14 protein-coding genes and 1 other RNA gene are annotated in these 14,903 nt (G+C 43.1%); 7 read left to right on the top strand and 8 right to left on the bottom strand.

All coding sequences use genetic code 11. The features are described 5' to 3' along the window. Window positions 1–45: 45 nt before the first annotated feature. The 4 genes from JSY38_RS17995 to JSY38_RS17980 all read right to left on the bottom strand — a co-directional run bounded on the left by JSY38_RS17995 (window position 46) and on the right by JSY38_RS17980 (window position 4,881). Window positions 46–1,611, bottom strand: coding sequence for an MFS transporter (locus JSY38_RS17995; protein ID WP_239544659.1), 1,566 nt, complete (start codon window positions 1,609–1,611; stop codon window positions 46–48). Window positions 1,612–1,614: 3 nt separating this feature from the next. After that, complete coding sequence (locus JSY38_RS17990; protein WP_205114564.1) at window positions 1,615–2,757, bottom strand: HlyD/EmrA/EmrK family protein; 1,143 nt, start codon at window positions 2,755–2,757, stop codon at window positions 1,615–1,617. A gap of 369 nt (window positions 2,758–3,126) precedes the next feature. Beyond that, window positions 3,127–3,837 carry a dienelactone hydrolase family protein gene (locus JSY38_RS17985; protein WP_205114562.1) on the bottom strand — a complete coding sequence of 237 codons (711 nt, stop codon included), beginning with the start codon at window positions 3,835–3,837 and terminating at the stop codon, window positions 3,127–3,129. Between the two features lie 111 nt (window positions 3,838–3,948). Then, entirely contained in the window at window positions 3,949–4,881 is a 933-nt protein-coding gene (locus JSY38_RS17980; protein WP_205114560.1) for a phytanoyl-CoA dioxygenase family protein, read from the bottom strand. A gap of 143 nt (window positions 4,882–5,024) precedes the next feature. Here JSY38_RS17980 and JSY38_RS17975 point away from each other — a divergent pair, with 143 nt between their 5' ends. The 3 genes from JSY38_RS17975 to JSY38_RS17965 all read left to right on the top strand — a co-directional run bounded on the left by JSY38_RS17975 (window position 5,025) and on the right by JSY38_RS17965 (window position 7,288). After that, a complete protein-coding gene (locus JSY38_RS17975) occupies window positions 5,025–5,882 on the top strand; it encodes an AraC family transcriptional regulator (protein WP_205114558.1) in 858 nt (285 codons plus the stop codon). A 116-nt stretch (window positions 5,883–5,998) separates the two neighbouring features. Next, entirely contained in the window at window positions 5,999–6,367 is a 369-nt protein-coding gene (locus tag JSY38_RS17970) for a methionine-R-sulfoxide reductase (RefSeq protein WP_205114556.1), read from the top strand. Window positions 6,368–6,619: 252 nt separating this feature from the next. Continuing rightward, on the top strand, window positions 6,620–7,288 hold the full coding sequence (locus JSY38_RS17965; RefSeq protein WP_205114554.1) for a hypothetical protein: 669 nt from the start codon (window positions 6,620–6,622) through the stop codon (window positions 7,286–7,288). A 4-nt stretch (window positions 7,289–7,292) separates the two neighbouring features. Here JSY38_RS17965 and umuC read toward each other — a convergent pair whose 3' ends face one another. The 3 genes from umuC to ffs all read right to left on the bottom strand — a co-directional run bounded on the left by umuC (window position 7,293) and on the right by ffs (window position 9,521). Further along, window positions 7,293–8,564 (bottom strand): translesion error-prone DNA polymerase V subunit UmuC, encoded by a 1,272-nt coding sequence (umuC, locus tag JSY38_RS17960; protein ID WP_205114552.1) that lies wholly within the window; start codon window positions 8,562–8,564, stop codon window positions 7,293–7,295. Beyond that, window positions 8,564–9,010, bottom strand: a complete 447-nt coding sequence (gene umuD, locus JSY38_RS17955) for a translesion error-prone DNA polymerase V autoproteolytic subunit (RefSeq protein ID WP_205114550.1) — start codon at window positions 9,008–9,010, stop codon at window positions 8,564–8,566. The genes umuC and umuD overlap by 1 nt, the downstream gene beginning before the upstream one ends. Before the next feature lie 414 nt (window positions 9,011–9,424). Continuing rightward, an RNA gene (gene ffs, locus JSY38_RS17950) (signal recognition particle sRNA small type) lies at window positions 9,425–9,521 on the bottom strand. Between the two features lie 211 nt (window positions 9,522–9,732). On the opposite strand from ffs, the gene JSY38_RS17945 reads away from it, so the two are divergent. From JSY38_RS17945 to JSY38_RS17930, 4 genes are all read left to right on the top strand, one after another. After that, complete coding sequence (locus JSY38_RS17945) at window positions 9,733–10,614, top strand: 6-carboxytetrahydropterin synthase (protein WP_205114548.1); 882 nt, start codon at window positions 9,733–9,735, stop codon at window positions 10,612–10,614. Continuing rightward, window positions 10,611–11,015, top strand: coding sequence for a phosphoribosyl-AMP cyclohydrolase (gene hisI / locus JSY38_RS17940; RefSeq protein WP_114413391.1), 405 nt, complete (start codon window positions 10,611–10,613; stop codon window positions 11,013–11,015). The genes JSY38_RS17945 and hisI overlap by 4 nt, the downstream gene beginning before the upstream one ends. 326 nt (window positions 11,016–11,341) lie before the next feature. After that, window positions 11,342–13,009 (top strand): methyl-accepting chemotaxis protein, encoded by a 1,668-nt coding sequence (locus JSY38_RS17935; protein ID WP_205114547.1) that lies wholly within the window; start codon window positions 11,342–11,344, stop codon window positions 13,007–13,009. Between the two features lie 78 nt (window positions 13,010–13,087). Continuing rightward, complete coding sequence (locus JSY38_RS17930) at window positions 13,088–13,873, top strand: class II glutamine amidotransferase (protein WP_205114546.1); 786 nt, start codon at window positions 13,088–13,090, stop codon at window positions 13,871–13,873. A 66-nt stretch (window positions 13,874–13,939) separates the two neighbouring features. Here the strand turns inward: JSY38_RS17930 and JSY38_RS17925 are convergent, their stop codons facing one another. Beyond that, the gene (locus tag JSY38_RS17925) at window positions 13,940–14,896 is read right to left on the bottom strand and encodes an isopenicillin N synthase family dioxygenase (protein ID WP_205114545.1); all 957 of its coding nucleotides are present in this window, start codon (window positions 14,894–14,896) and stop codon (window positions 13,940–13,942) included. Between the last annotated feature and the right edge of the window lie 7 nt (window positions 14,897–14,903).

Here is a 14,903-nt window from a genome sequence, read left to right as displayed (position 1 = left end):
TTATTACCCTACAAAAAAAGACCAAAAAATGACATTGGAAAAACGCTAGTTTAGGCGTTTTTGGCACCCCATAACAATCACCCCGATAATACCCACAACAAATAGCAAAGAGAAATAATCAATCCCCGCCAATATCACGGCATTACGATGAACTTGATCCGCAATCCATGCAAAACCTGCCTTAGTGGCCATATCGCTACTCATGTGAGCGCTATACACATTACTGATCTGACTCAGTGTCCTTACAAATATAGAGTCGTTCGTTGCGACATGCTGATTTAGCACACCATAATGCACCGTCGTACGCCACTGCAGCCCAATGCTTGCCAAGGATATTCCTAACGCCACACTTATTTGTGACACCATATTTTTCACTTGCTGAGCGTGAGAAAAGACCGTTTCATCATGCTGTAGTTCGGCAAACGCCTTCGCCGCCACCGTACCTTGTACGCACACCGTAAAAAACACAAAAAGGAATAGCGCTGGCACCACATAAGTCTGTAAGTTTGTCGTTGGTGTTAACTTCATCATCAAAAAACCGTACGCCATCAAGCAAACAAAACCTGCCACATAGAATTTTTTTCCATGAGGCTTTTTAGGCATAATAAGCATGTTAACGAACAACCCAACAACACCCGCGACTTGCCCAAGAGCGTACCAGTTGCCAATCGTGCTCCAGCCGTAACCAAGGCCTTTTTGCATAATCTGTGGTATCAAATAACTGTTTGACCCCATGATCAAATAACAGACAAAAAACACAGTCACGCCATTTCGGTACAACTTGCTACTAAACAGCGACTTCATCGACAATAACGGTCGATTTTCATGGTGACGCACCATGCTGCGTAAAAAATAATACAGGCTGCTCAAGCCCAGCAATAAAAACACACATACCAACACAGTGTTGCTAAAAAAAGCATAATTACCGTGCTGAAAGCCGTACAAAACCAAAAAAGAACCTGCAGCTAAGGCCATCAAAATATAAGGATGACTTTGACTACGCATCTCTTCTTTTGCAGGTATGCCCGGCAAACAAAAAGCAGCCGTAATTGCACTCAATAAACTCACCACCATCAAGATAACAAACAGATAATGCCAAGAAGCGGTCATAAATAAATGCGCAGCTAAAAATGGTGCAAGAGCCGAACCTATGGTCAACCCATAAGCATATGCTTTAATACCCGTTAAGCGGATCAGGCTAGGGGGAAATAAATTAATAATAACCCTAGCCCCCGTCATGAAAGCAGCTCCGCCAAATCCCATGATGACATAGCCAATCAAAAAGCCATCAAAGCTCCGACAGTAAAACCCTACCACACAGCCTATAAAGAAGATGAACAAGGAGCCCAATATGTAGAGCTTCCAACCCATTCGCTCAACTAACCAACGCTGCTTTGAAATCGTAACCACAGCGACACAAGCATACGACGCGGTTGCCAAACTATACTCTTGTGGAGAAACACCAAGTTCGCCCATCAATGGCGCAGCGGCAAACACAATCATGCCGGTCTGTAAAAAGTTCAGCAGCATAAGTAGAAATATGGTCGCCAGCATTAACCATTCATGGGATGGCGCTGGCACATATTTGTGACGGCTAATTCGACTTATCATCACTTACAAACTTTCTTTAATGATCTTTTGAATAATCACATTGACGTCATCATCATTGTGATCAAATACATGAGTACGCCAAGGCGCCTGAACATCTGCAAGAGGTGTTAATGCTGGTGCGCCAGCATTATTGGTATCGACCGTAACACTCATAGACAAACCAGGACGCAGCGGGTGCGCCTCTAATTCAGCAGGGTCCAACACTATACGTACCGGCACCCTTTGTACCGTCTTAATCCAGTTTCCTGTCGCGTTAGACGCGGGAAGCAAAGAAAACGCACTACCCGTTCCTGGTTCTATTCCCTTTACCTTGCCATGGTAAATCACACTAGAACCATAGACATCGGACGTTAAAGTGGCAGACTGTCCAGCACGAATATTACCAAGCTGTGTTTCTTTAAAATTCGCAGTTACCCAAACATTTTTTAATGGAATAACAGACATCAAAGTCGTTCCTGCCGCCACATGCTGGCCCACTTGAACACTACGTTGCGCAATATACCCACTGGCAGGAGAAAGAATAGAAGTACGATTCAGCGTTAACCAAGCCGCTTTTAAAACAGATTCCGCTTTTAACACATCGGGATGCGTCAGCACCGTCGTATTGTCGACCTTAGTTTTATTCGTATCGTATGACTTCAGAGCAAGGTTATAAGAAGCTTGAGCACTCGTTAAAGTACTTTCATAGTGGCTTAAATCTTCATTAGAAATTAAGTTATTCTTCTTTAAATTCACTCGACGTTGATAATCTTTTTGCGCCTTATCCAAAGAGATTTTAGCCAACCCCACATTAGCCTCTTGCTCTTCCAAAGAAGCAAAACTATTGCGCACAGAACGTATAGTACTCGCAAGGCTCGCCTCTGCCTGTTGCAAAGCCAACTGAGCATCCACCGGATTGATTTTCACTAATTGATCGGACTCACTCACCAAGCTGGTATTATCAACCATGATATCCGTAACCGTTCCAGACATTTGCGACATAACACTCACAATATTGCCTGACACATAAGCGTCTTCTGTTGCCTCGTGGAATCGTCCTATTTTTGACCACCAAATATAGACAACAACGCATACCACAATGACGCCAATCGCCAACATAACAATGGTGTTTTTCTTTTTAATTGAATGCTTATCTATTTCTTCCATCGCTCTTTTATACTCTAAAATAATCTGAAGGGGGATTTTAATCAGGCAAGAATAAGGCGATAAAACTGGGAGGACAATATCAAAAAATGGGATCTATCATCCTATATTTAAGACGAAACAGCCAAGGCCTTTTTTCCTTATTTTTTACTTAGAACTTATGAAAAGATCGACATTTTGAGATAGAAAACCAGTTGCAAAAGCAAAAAACACGTCGCTTTCTAAGAATGTTTTATAACTATTTATTATCCGTTCTGACTGCCAGAACCCGAATAAGATAAGAAAGGTATGATCGAGAGGGACAACAAACGATAAGAGACGATTCAAACAGACACAGACTGAGTTCTCCCTGTCTGCTTGAATCGGTATTACTTAAACAAATTCTTCTAAAAAGTGTTCCAAATATTGATAACCGCGCTGCGCGGTCAATGGATTATACTGGCTGCCATGTTCTGGATTGTCCGCACTTGGCAACATGAACGAATGCATGGTGCTAGCAAAATCTATGTACTGAAAATCCATCCCCAAACCTGCCCAGTAACGTTTCGCTTCTTGAGCTTCAGATTCATTAACTAGAGGATCTTCATAACCATTCAGCACCATTATTTTAGTTTTGGTGTTGGCCTTTTCTTCCGATTGAGCACGGAAAAAACTCATTAAGCCATGAAAACTCGCCGCGCCAGCACTTTCCGCCAGATGCAAACCGGCCTCCAACGCCAAACGACCACCTAAACAAAAACCAACATGCACAATGGTTTTGCCGTGAATTGCATCACAAGCGGATTCAGTCAGCTCCTTTTGCAAACCATGTAAAGGACCCGCTTCAGCAAGCAAAGCACCCATCTTCGCCAGTTTCGCATCCATTTCGACTGGGTTCTGATCCATGCCGTACAAATCCAACGCGGTTGCAGAAAATCCCAGTGACGCAATACGGTCTGCAATGCCTTTTTCAAAGTCAGTCAATCCAGAAAATGTTGGCCAAATAATCACCTGAATGTGACTTTTATCAGAACTCAGCCCATCGACTTGGTAATGCATACGCTTAACACTGTCTTTAAATATCGACTCGAATGTCTGACCCACAAGCAACCCCTTTGAAAATTCATTAATAATATTTATTCAGTGTAACCAGCTAAACCTAATGAAATCAATGCAATTACTCGATATCTCTATCGCAACAGCCACCCAGACTATTTACCAAAGCCTCTTACCCAGTAATTTTTCTCCCAAGGGCGTTAACTTAGCGGCTGGGTATTTTTCTTTTTCCCACCGCCTTGGATCACCCGGAAACGCATAACCCATTGGTGTGCTTTTTTGCTCAAAGCAATCAACTCGCCAATCCCGTATCTCGTTATCATCTAATGCAGGGCTCATAGATATATACTGAGCAATACGCACACGACCTGAATTATTGGGACGAATACCATGGGGAAGCAAGCCATTAAAGATCAATAAATCTCCAGCTTTCATCGCCACAAACGCTGTTTCATATCCAGTTAAATCTGGCACAAAGGGGTTTCGGTCTGGACGCTGGCTTTCACGCCATACAGCCAAATCGCGATATAGATCAGGCACACATTGAAATCCACCCGTTTCTTCATCTGTGTCAGACAGCGCCAAAACACCCTGCACACTAATTGGCAATGGTGTTTGTGATGTATCACTATCCCAATGAATAAAACCTGTAAATTCACGGCCTCCACGATTCGGTGGATTCAAATTAGCACGATCAATCGTGCTCCATAATGCTTCCTTATCCCAAATATCCACAAAGCTATTGTATACACTTGGCGATTGACGGTTATTCCACAACGTTTGATGGTGGTACGCCTCTACCATTCCTGAGTTATTCAGCTCTGTCATTGCATGATCTAAACGCTGGGGGGCATACCAAGTATCTGAATCTTTTGCAGACATATCTTGAAATTCCCATAAAAAATCAACCGTTTCTCGCACTTGTGATGAGTTTATGGCGGCAGGAATAACAACAAAACCGCGCCTTTGCCAATGGAGAAACTGCTCTTGCGTTAAAACTCGTAATGGTAATTGCTTCTTAATATCACACAATGCCACACCAACATGACGACCAGCGGATCGGTTTCCTGGTGTATTTAAATCTTCCGTCACAGCACTTACCTCGTTTGTTTATATTTATTATGTTTCCAAACCAGTGTAATGAGCTAAGGCATTATTTTTTGTCATATATGCCGCAATTCCAGTACTATCTGATCCAAATTCAAAAAAATTTAGATCAATAAGTGCCAAAAATCATGAAAGCTCATTTAGAACGTCTGACTAAAGCCCAAACTTCTTGGCAATTTTTACTCAGAGAATTAAAAGAGATCCCTTTCGAATGGCATTTTCACCCCGCATACGAGTTAACGTTTTCCATCAACAGCACAGGAAAGCGTTATGTAGGAGACAATATTGAAGAATACACAGACAATGACTTAACACTAATTGGGCCGAATCTGCCTCATACTTGGCATTCTCAAAACGCACTAGAACCCGAAGAACCTATTAGCGTCATCGTTTTGTGGTTTAATCATCATTGGATCGAAAGTGTCACTGGTGTATTTCCAGAACTCGCGTCATTGAAAGACACATTGAATCAATCACATCAAGGTATTCAATTTTCAGAAAGCCTCGCCCACCAACTTCGTCCACGCTTTTTGGAAATGATCCAGGCTGATGAAGCAAGAAAGCTCACTCTTTTGCTTGATATATTAGTCTGCTTGCAGAATCAGCCTTACAAGAAATTAGCCAGTTCAAAGTTTAATACTCAGCAAACCACCCTTAACCAGCAAAAAAAGCTTAGCCAAATACTAAGTTGGATACACAAATATTTCGCTACACAAATTACGCTAGACGATGCCGCCAATATAGGCACCATGAGTACCAGTCACTTTGTGCGCTTTTTCAAAGCCAACATGCAGCAAAGTTTTAATCAATATCTGAACGAAGTTCGTATCGGACATGCCTGCTCTCTTCTAATTAGTAGCGAACTACCTGTGCCTCTCATTGCGGAAAAGAGCGGCTTTTTAAACCAGTCTAATTTCAATAGACAATTTAAAAAATTTAAGCATGTGTCACCACTTCAATTCCGTAAGCTGTGGCACATAAAATGACACCCCATTTACATACACGAACTTGATGTACAATTTATTGTCTTAGTTTCCTGTCACTATGCGTGCCATAATTTATCCAAATCCAATCCCATTATCGTGGCAAGAGAGTGTTTTATATGAGTAATACCTATAACAAACTTACCCCAATGGAAGCCAGCGTCATTCTAGACAAAGGTACAGAACGCCCATTTACTGGAGAATATACCGACACAATGGCCAGCGGACTATATGTCTGCCGCCAATGTGATGCGCCCCTATACACTTCAGAACATAAATTTCTATCTCACTGCGGCTGGCCTAGCTTTGACGATGAAGTTCCAAATGCTATTAAACGTGTCCCCGATGCCGACGGCCGCCGTATCGAAATAGTCTGCGCCAACTGTGATGGACACCTAGGTCATGTGTTTGAAGGCGAAAGACTCACTGAAAATAACATTCGTCACTGCGTAAACTCCATCTCCATGAAGTTTATCGGCAAAGACTGATTACTTAGCCCAAGCGCATAAACAAGAAAACCGCCTAATTGGCGGTTTTCTTGTCTCTAAGTCTGGCTCGATGTTGAAGTTTCAATTTACAACAAAGCATCGCAACAACTGAATGGCACACCTGAACCGGCAAACCTAACCGAAAAGAATGAAGATATATATTTCATCAAAAAAACCACATCTCTTTTATTGCACTTTCTTTACTTAATATTGTATTGTTTAAAAAACAACCAACACAAGGATGATTCGATCATGATTATTAAACATTTATTAAAATCGCTTCTCTACATAACGAGTGTCTGCTTCGTATTCATCCCTCAAATATCGTTAGGAGTAACAATTTCTGAGGCAAAATTAAAAGCAGAAGCCTCTTTTGATCAAGCCAAAAGTGAAAATACAACTTCTAGTTATGAAGAGGCTCTTAAAGACTACAACGCATACGTAGAACTTTTAAAAGCAGAAATAACTAAAGCTGATAGCGATAAAAATCTAGCTAATGACAGTGAATTAGCGAATTCCAAACAGGTTATTACAAGCATTCAATCTACACTTTTTGAAAAGCAGCAAGAAACGAATGCCATTATTGATAACCAAACCTGTATTCTCACTTTAGGTGAGATTTGCTTAGCTTCTGGAATAGGAATTAGCGCAGATGTAAGAGGTGAAAATCATGGAGATGTAGATTTAAGATTAGTTGGCATTCTTTATAACCCTAGACTAGGTCCGGATCAGTCTACTGGATGGCATGTATACTTAAGCCCCGCCGAGGACTTTATTGATGCCTTTGGTTTGGGTGCATCAAAGAGGTGGTTTAAATATAAAGACAACAAATACACAGTTATGCATTTTGGCGTTCATGTTTTAGTAAATGAAGAAGAAAATCGCAATGATTGGAGAGTACATTACATCGTTTCTTGGTAATTGATCACCAAACCTTTGGCAGTTCATCCCACCTGGTCGTGTAAGCAGGCGACAGGTGTTCTCTTTTCATCGCCCACTGAGGCGATACACCTTGCGAGGCAAAGAAGACGTTGCCAAGGCCGCTGTGGTTGATCTTGTCTACCACACTCATTAAAGCGTTTGCATTAGGTTTTGTACTGTCCGCTCGGAATAAGTCTTGCTGAAAAGCATCATGCTCGTAAAAGTCGGCAAGCATGACACCTGCTTTCATATAACGAAAACCATCACGCCAGATTCGAGTAAACAGCACATCAGCGACTTCCAATAAATCCCGCGTGTCATCAGTTGGGCTAGGCAGTTCAGCTGAAAGAGTTTTAGAATACTGTGGTTCATTTGAAATAAACGGGCTGGTACGAATGAACACACTCACCACACGACAAAGACGCTTTTCCCCTCGTAGCTTCTCAGCGGCTCTGGTTGTATACTTGGCGATGGCCTCCCGTAGCTCACGCTTGTCTGTCACCTTATGACCAAAGGATCGACTGCAAATAATCTGCTGCTTTGTTGGCCTGACTAATTCTAAATCCAAACAGGACACCCCATTCAACTCTCGAATGGTTCGCTCCAACACCACAGAAAACTCACTTCGAATCGATTTAGGGTCAGCATTAGCCAGATCCAACGCCGTTTGTATTCCTCTTGCCTTTAGCTTTGCCGTAGTACGACGACCAACGCCCCATACATCACTTACATCAACAATTGCCAATAAACGCTTTTGTCTGTCTGGGTCCATCAAATCTACCACCGAACCGGTTGCTGGATACTTCTTCGCCGCATGGTTTGCCAACTTCGCCAAGGTTTTAGTGGGCGCGATGCCCACACCAACCGTAATGCCTGTCCATTTATCTACCTTAGCTTTTACTTGTTTGCCAAACGCCAACAAATCCGTCACATGATCAATGCCAGTCAGATCCATAAAAGCTTCGTCAATGGAATACACCTCCAATCGCGGAGCCTCCTCTTCCAAGATGGTCATCACCCGATTCGACATATCCGCATACAAAGCATAATTCGACGAAAAACACACAATGCCATGCTTTCTTATCTCATCTTGCACTTGGAACATCGGCACGCCCATTTTTATGCCTAAAGCCTTTACCTCTTTGGAGCGGGCGACAATACAACCATCGTTATTCGACAACACCGCAACAGGCGCATATTTTAAATCTGGCCGGAACAACTTCTCGCAACTCGCATAGAAGTTATTGCAATCTACCAAAGCAAAAGCGGTTTGCATTAATGACGCTCGTACTTACGAACCACACTGGTTACCACACCAAAAACCTCCAGTTCAGATTCCTCGGTAATAGGAATCGCCTTATAAGCCTTATTCTTCGGACGCAGAAGCACAGTAGGTTTAAGCTCTAGCGTTTTCACCGTCAACTCGCCATGGATAGAAGCAATCACAATATCGCCATGGCGCGCCGTCAACGAACGATCCACCACCAACACATCGCCAGAATGAATCCCCGCCTCAATCATCGAATCACCCTGAGCACGCACATAAAACGTCGCGTTCGGATGAGCCACACAGAACTCATTCAAATCCAAAGATTTTTCAACAAAATCCTGAGCCGGCGAAGGAAATCCCGCCGACACCGAATCCACATACAATGGGATTCGCACACTATTAGCCGCGATAAACGCCGCCGACTCAGACACACCAAGATAAGTAACACGCATGATAAAATACCATATACTGTATATTTGTACAGTATAGTTTCAAGCAGCACGAATCACCAAGTGAAATTTTGTAAGAAGAGCATTCAGCAGCGAGGGGTAAGGTAAGTTCGAGTCAGTGTGACAGCATCTAAAGACGTGACTGTACATCGTGAAATATTTATTGAATCTATTGGAGAATCTATTGGGGTCAATTGGGGTCAGATGAAAAATGGTTTTCACCCACAAAAGAAAGCTGCGCTTTCACGGCAGATTACGCTTCGCTTATCGTGCCCTACAAGTGATGTTGTTTATGTTCAGTAGCGAGGAAAGACGCAACAATGCATCAAAAGAGTTTTATAGAAACACAAAAAGATTAAATAAGTATTGAAGTATAAAAAAGAGAATTTAGAACATTGGGGGAGATTAAGGTGGCATCTCTACCAGCCGCACCTCGGCACACAAGTCCACCGCTGTGGCTGCTTCCTTCCGGACCTGACCAGATTAACGGTTTATCGTTGCGAGGGGACCAGCAGAGACACCATAAAGGAGGCCTGTTGACCTTGGGGCGCAATTATACGCAGCCAATTCGAAATATCAACCGCCTTTCTTATGTATTTTCAAATACTTAAATCCAACTAACTATCTTGCGCCCTCACCTGCTCTTTTGCTTCTTAGTATCGCGCTATAACGCGGCTTCTATTTACGGTAAGATACGCACCATTAAGAATCATAGGAGTAGCGAGTTGAAGCTATTTGTTAAAAACCTAACCCATGTAGATTTTTCCTACTTTGATGCCACACGTGGTTTGTTGGGTGAAAGCTGGCAGACAGACATTGTTCTGACCGGCAAGTTAAACGATGAAAGCATGATTTGTGATTTCAGCATCGTTAAAAAACAAATCAAGAAATGGCTCGATGACCACATTGATCACATGCTGGCAATTCCTGCTGAGCACAGTGGATCAGCAATCACACCATTAGCAAATGACCGCGTGTCATTTCATTTTGACCACAGCAAAGAAATCTCTAGCGACAAGCGTGTATTTCAGTGTGATGCACCAACTCAAGCGATTTGTGTATTGCCAATGACCGAAATCACACCTGAAGCCGTGGCTAAATGGGTTGAATCACAAATTCTTAACCTGCTGCCTGCGGAATTAGAAGCAGTAAGCGTGCGCTTTTCACCAGAGCACATCACTGGCGCGCAGTATCAATACAGCCATGGTTTGAAAAAGCACGCAGGCAATTGCCAGCGTATTGCTCATGGCCATCGTTCTACGGTTGAGATTTACGCCGATGGCGCACGTAATGCAACAATCGAACACGATTGGGCAAAGCGTTGGGAAGACATCTATTTAGGTACACAAGAAGACTTAATAAGCCAAGCGACTGAAAACGGCGTGAGCTATCACTGCTTTAGCTACACCAGTCAGCAAGGCTTGTTTGAGCTAAAGATAGACAGCAATCAAGTCTACATGTTGGATTGTGATACGACAGTCGAATCCCTTTCCGCACACATTGCCGATGTATTAGCAGAAGAGAATCCAGGTGTGCACATTGAAGCCCACGGCTTTGAAGGCATTGGTAAAGGCGCGATTTCAGAAAAACTTAAGGCAAGAACATGAGCTTAAAAGAATACGAGAACCTCGCCAAAGGCGAAACACTCTCTTTAGACACTGTATTAGCTAACCTAAAAACAGACGAACATGGCTTGATCGCCGCTATCGCGCAACAGCACGATACAGGTGAAGTCTTGATGCTGGCGTACATGAACGAGAAATCCATTCGTGAAACCCTAGAAACAGGCCAAGTATGTTATTGGTCTCGCTCTCGTCAAACCTATTGGCGCAAAGGCGAAAGTTCAGGGCATCGTCAAACATTGGTGTCTATGTCATTTGATTGCGATGGTGATGCGATACTTATTCAAGTAGATCAAAAAGGCCCTGCTTGCCACACCAACCGTCGAGACTGCTTTTTCTTCACTGTCGAAGGAAATGAAGTGGTTGTAAAGTCCGCGCCACAATAGACTCTCCTCCCTACAATCTACGCACTATATTAGTGCGTAAATTCAAATTATTTCTGTACCTTTACTCCCATTTCACGCTATCTTAAGAGCTGGCCGCTTTTTTTGCACATTTCAGACAAGAAAAACGGGCTAATACATGACACAGAAATGACCCAATCTGTATCACCACCCCCCACTTTCTAGATTAGTACCTAAAACAGGACAAGTAAGTACCAATACATAGAAAGCTATAAGCAGACGTTATTTCTGTAAGGTAATGTAATTTAATTGGCATAACTATTGCTCAATTATTGTCATTCTCTTCCACTCTTAATATTGGATTCGCTATGTTAAAACTGTCCGTGCGCACAAAAATATTGTCGCTTATTGCCTTGTTTTCACTGGTTATTGTAGGAATTAGTATCAGCTCCGCTTTAACCAGTAAATCTGTCTCCTCCGAATTACAAAGCCTTTCCTCTCAAAGCCTCCTACTAGTTAAAAATTTAGAAAAGAGCCGTCAGCTTTTACTACAACAATCAGTTGAATTTGAACGAGGTTTTTTCCAAGTATCAATCGCCAAATCCATTGGTGGTTATGGCGTAGAGCAAGTTACCGAGTCGGCGAATAAATTCAAAACCTATACTGGCGAACTGCTCACCAGTATAGAAAATGTAAAAAGCATACTGGCCACTATGCCAGTCCATGATGGTCTAGAAGGTTTATTTGAACAAATCAGGGTATTAGAAGAACAGCAAGAAGTTTTCCTAGCATCCAGCACAGAGACCTACAATTGGTGGGAAAAACTTAATACACTAAAAGCCAACAAATTCCGTAAAGAAGCCGAAGAAAGCCTGATTACCGTTAATGCGCAGATGGAAGAAATCATTACTGCGATTAACGACTACAACGATACCGTTGCAAAAGCACAAAGCAGCAAGCTTGACCAAACTATTTATACCAGCGGTGTACTTGCTGCCATTCTTATCGCTATTGGCCTTATCGTCAGCACCATTATCGTTAACGGCATTTGTCGACCTCTTATCCGAGCCGTTCGCCGCGCTGAAGATATTGCAGCTGGCAACTTGGCTAAATCGCAAGTTACCAGCACACGTAAAGATGAAATTGGCCTATTAGAAACAGCAATGGATAAGCTTGTTATACAGCTCAGTAGCATCTTGCACGATGTGGCGGAATCCAGCTCCATGCTCACGAATGCTGCCAATGACCTGAATCGAATCACCGATGAGTCTTCCGATATGGTGGATCGCCAGCAAGAGGAAACCAACCTCGTCTCTCAGGCAATACAAGAACTTCAATCTACCGCGGTTCATGTTTCCGAAGCCACTACAGATGCGAGCCAGGCAGCACACGATGCCGAAAGTGCTGCGACTGAAGGCACAGCCATAGTAACAACAACCATTAAGAGTATAGAAGAGTTGGCCTCTGAAATTGCCAGTTCGGCCGATACCATTAATGAACTACAGTCTAATACCCAAGAAATAAGCACCATTCTGAATACCATCTTGGGCATTGCTGAGCAAACCAACCTACTCGCATTAAACGCGGCGATTGAAGCAGCACGAGCAGGTGAACAAGGACGAGGCTTTGCGGTGGTGGCTGATGAAGTGCGCCATCTTGCCCAGAACACTCAGAACGCCACACAAGAAATTGAAAAAATGATTACTCTACTGCAAACTGGCACATCGTCTGCGGTAAAAGCCATGACTTCCAGCCATCAGCGCTCTACAGATGCGGTAAATCAGGTTAAGCATGAGGAAAAATCGTTACAGAATATCAACCTTTCTGTTACCAAGATCCGCGATATGAATGACCGTATTTCGGCCACAGCAGAAGAGCAAGCTTCTGTAACCGCAGATGTTAGCCGCAACGTAGAGAACATTACTGAAATCGCCTCACGAACCACTACATCGATTCACTCGATTAGTAACTCAGCTGGGCAGCTAGCGTCGTTAGCAACACAGCTATCGGCAAAGATCAGTTATTTCAAAGTATAGATCCACAGTAGCGCGCTTTTAGATTAAGATAATTCGGGGAAGTAACTTACTTCCCCTTTTCATTCCCAGGAGAAAATCATGTGTCGTTGGATGGCGTATCAAGGTGATTCTGTTTATCTTGAATCGTTGCTTTTTAAGCAAGAGCACTCTTTAATTCATCAAAGTTTAAGTGCCAGAAAGTCGGAGGTCACAGTAAATGCTGACGGCTTTGGTCTTGGTTGGTACGATGAGCGAGAAGAGCCGGGCCTGTACCATGAAGTCTTACCTGCTTGGAGTGATAGCAATTTAAAAAGCCTAGCAAAACACATTAAAAGTGGTTTATTTTTCGCTCATGTGCGCTCGTCTACTGGCACAGAAACCAACCGTTCTAACTGCCATCCATTTAGTTACAAAAACTGGCTATTCATGCACAACGGACAAATTGGCGGCTATGAATCTTTGCGCTGGCAACTGGATCGTTTGATTCCAGAGCACCTTTATAGCCATCGCCACGGAGCAACCGATTCAGAAGTGATTTTCTTATTGATGATTGCCAATGGCTTAGAGACGAATCCAGAGCATGCGATTGAGACAACCTTAGCGCAAATTCTCGACATGATGAAAGTAAAAAACATACAAGATCCGCTGCGTTTTACCGCTGTGCTTTCAGATGGTACAGAGATCACAGCCATTCGTTTTTCAAGTGATGAACAAGCCCCAAGCTTGTACTACAAGCAATTTGAAAAGCACATAGTCATTGGCTCAGAACCACTCGACTATTCTGGCGCCAGCTGGGTTCAAGTTCCTGCGGGACACATTGCCAAAATCAAAGATCAAGTCTACAAAATCCATCCCTTGTCTGAATTATTAAAAATGACCGCCTAGCGGTCATTTTTAATAATAGATTCCTCTTCAACCATTAAGCGCTAGATCTACGACCTGTTTCCTAAATTAAGCTTGTTCTTTTTCTCGATACGCATAAGTCGCATCAAAACGAGACTGAATCCAGTCGCCACTCAAGATCCCATCGTATTTCGCCGGTTTGTCAGCGGTCGCACAGCTTGGCACACACTCAACATTCGTTTCGTAATCTGGTTCCACAAAGAATGGGAAAGAATAGCGATGTACATCTGGCAATGAAGCACGCACTCGATGCGCGGTGGAAACGTATTCGTCGTTAGTCCAACGCTGCATCAAATCGCCGATATTCACGACTAAGGCATTATCTATTGGCGTTGCATCCACCCATTCACCTTGGCGATTTTTCACCTGCAGGCCACCAATCTGATCTTGCAATAATAAGGTGACACAGCCGTAATCCGTATGCGCACCCGCACCATTGTCATGGTCGTTGGCTGGACGTGGCGGATAATGAATCATTCGCAAAACAGTCACGTGATCTTTAAAGCCGCGCGTAAAGAAGTCATCCTCTAAAGACAAGGCTTGCGCCATGGCAGTCAGTAGTTTTTGCGCTACTTGAAAAGCCTCTACATAGTATTCTTGCAGCACTTCAAGCGTAGTAGGATTGCTTGGGTTCTGATTAGGGCCGTACGCCGTCGGATATTTAATCACCAAAGGGTGATCTTTAGGAAAGTCCAACGCCATATCAAAGGTTTCTTTCCAGTCCCCTTGGTTCACTTCGTCAAGCTGCTCTTCACCAATATTGCCGTAGCCACGGTGATTAATACTGTTTTTTATGTCGATGGCGTTTTTTACTTCTTGTGGCTGGTTGAAAAAGCGTTTGGCTTCGCGCATCAGCGCTGCCATCAATTCTTTCGGAATACCTGTATTGGTCAGATAGAAAAAACCAATCTCACGGCACGCCTTATCTAAGGCTTTAATTTCGCTCTGACGAACAGATTCGTTCTCATCAATCAGTTTCGACAGATCAATTAACGGTATAGACATTAGGTGT

Source organism: Marinomonas foliarum (genome assembly GCF_016906065.1).
In the GTDB taxonomy this organism is placed as follows: domain Bacteria; phylum Pseudomonadota; class Gammaproteobacteria; order Pseudomonadales; family Marinomonadaceae; genus Marinomonas; species Marinomonas foliarum.
Note: the sequence above shows the minus strand (reverse complement) of the source record. Positions and strands in the feature narration are given on the sequence as shown.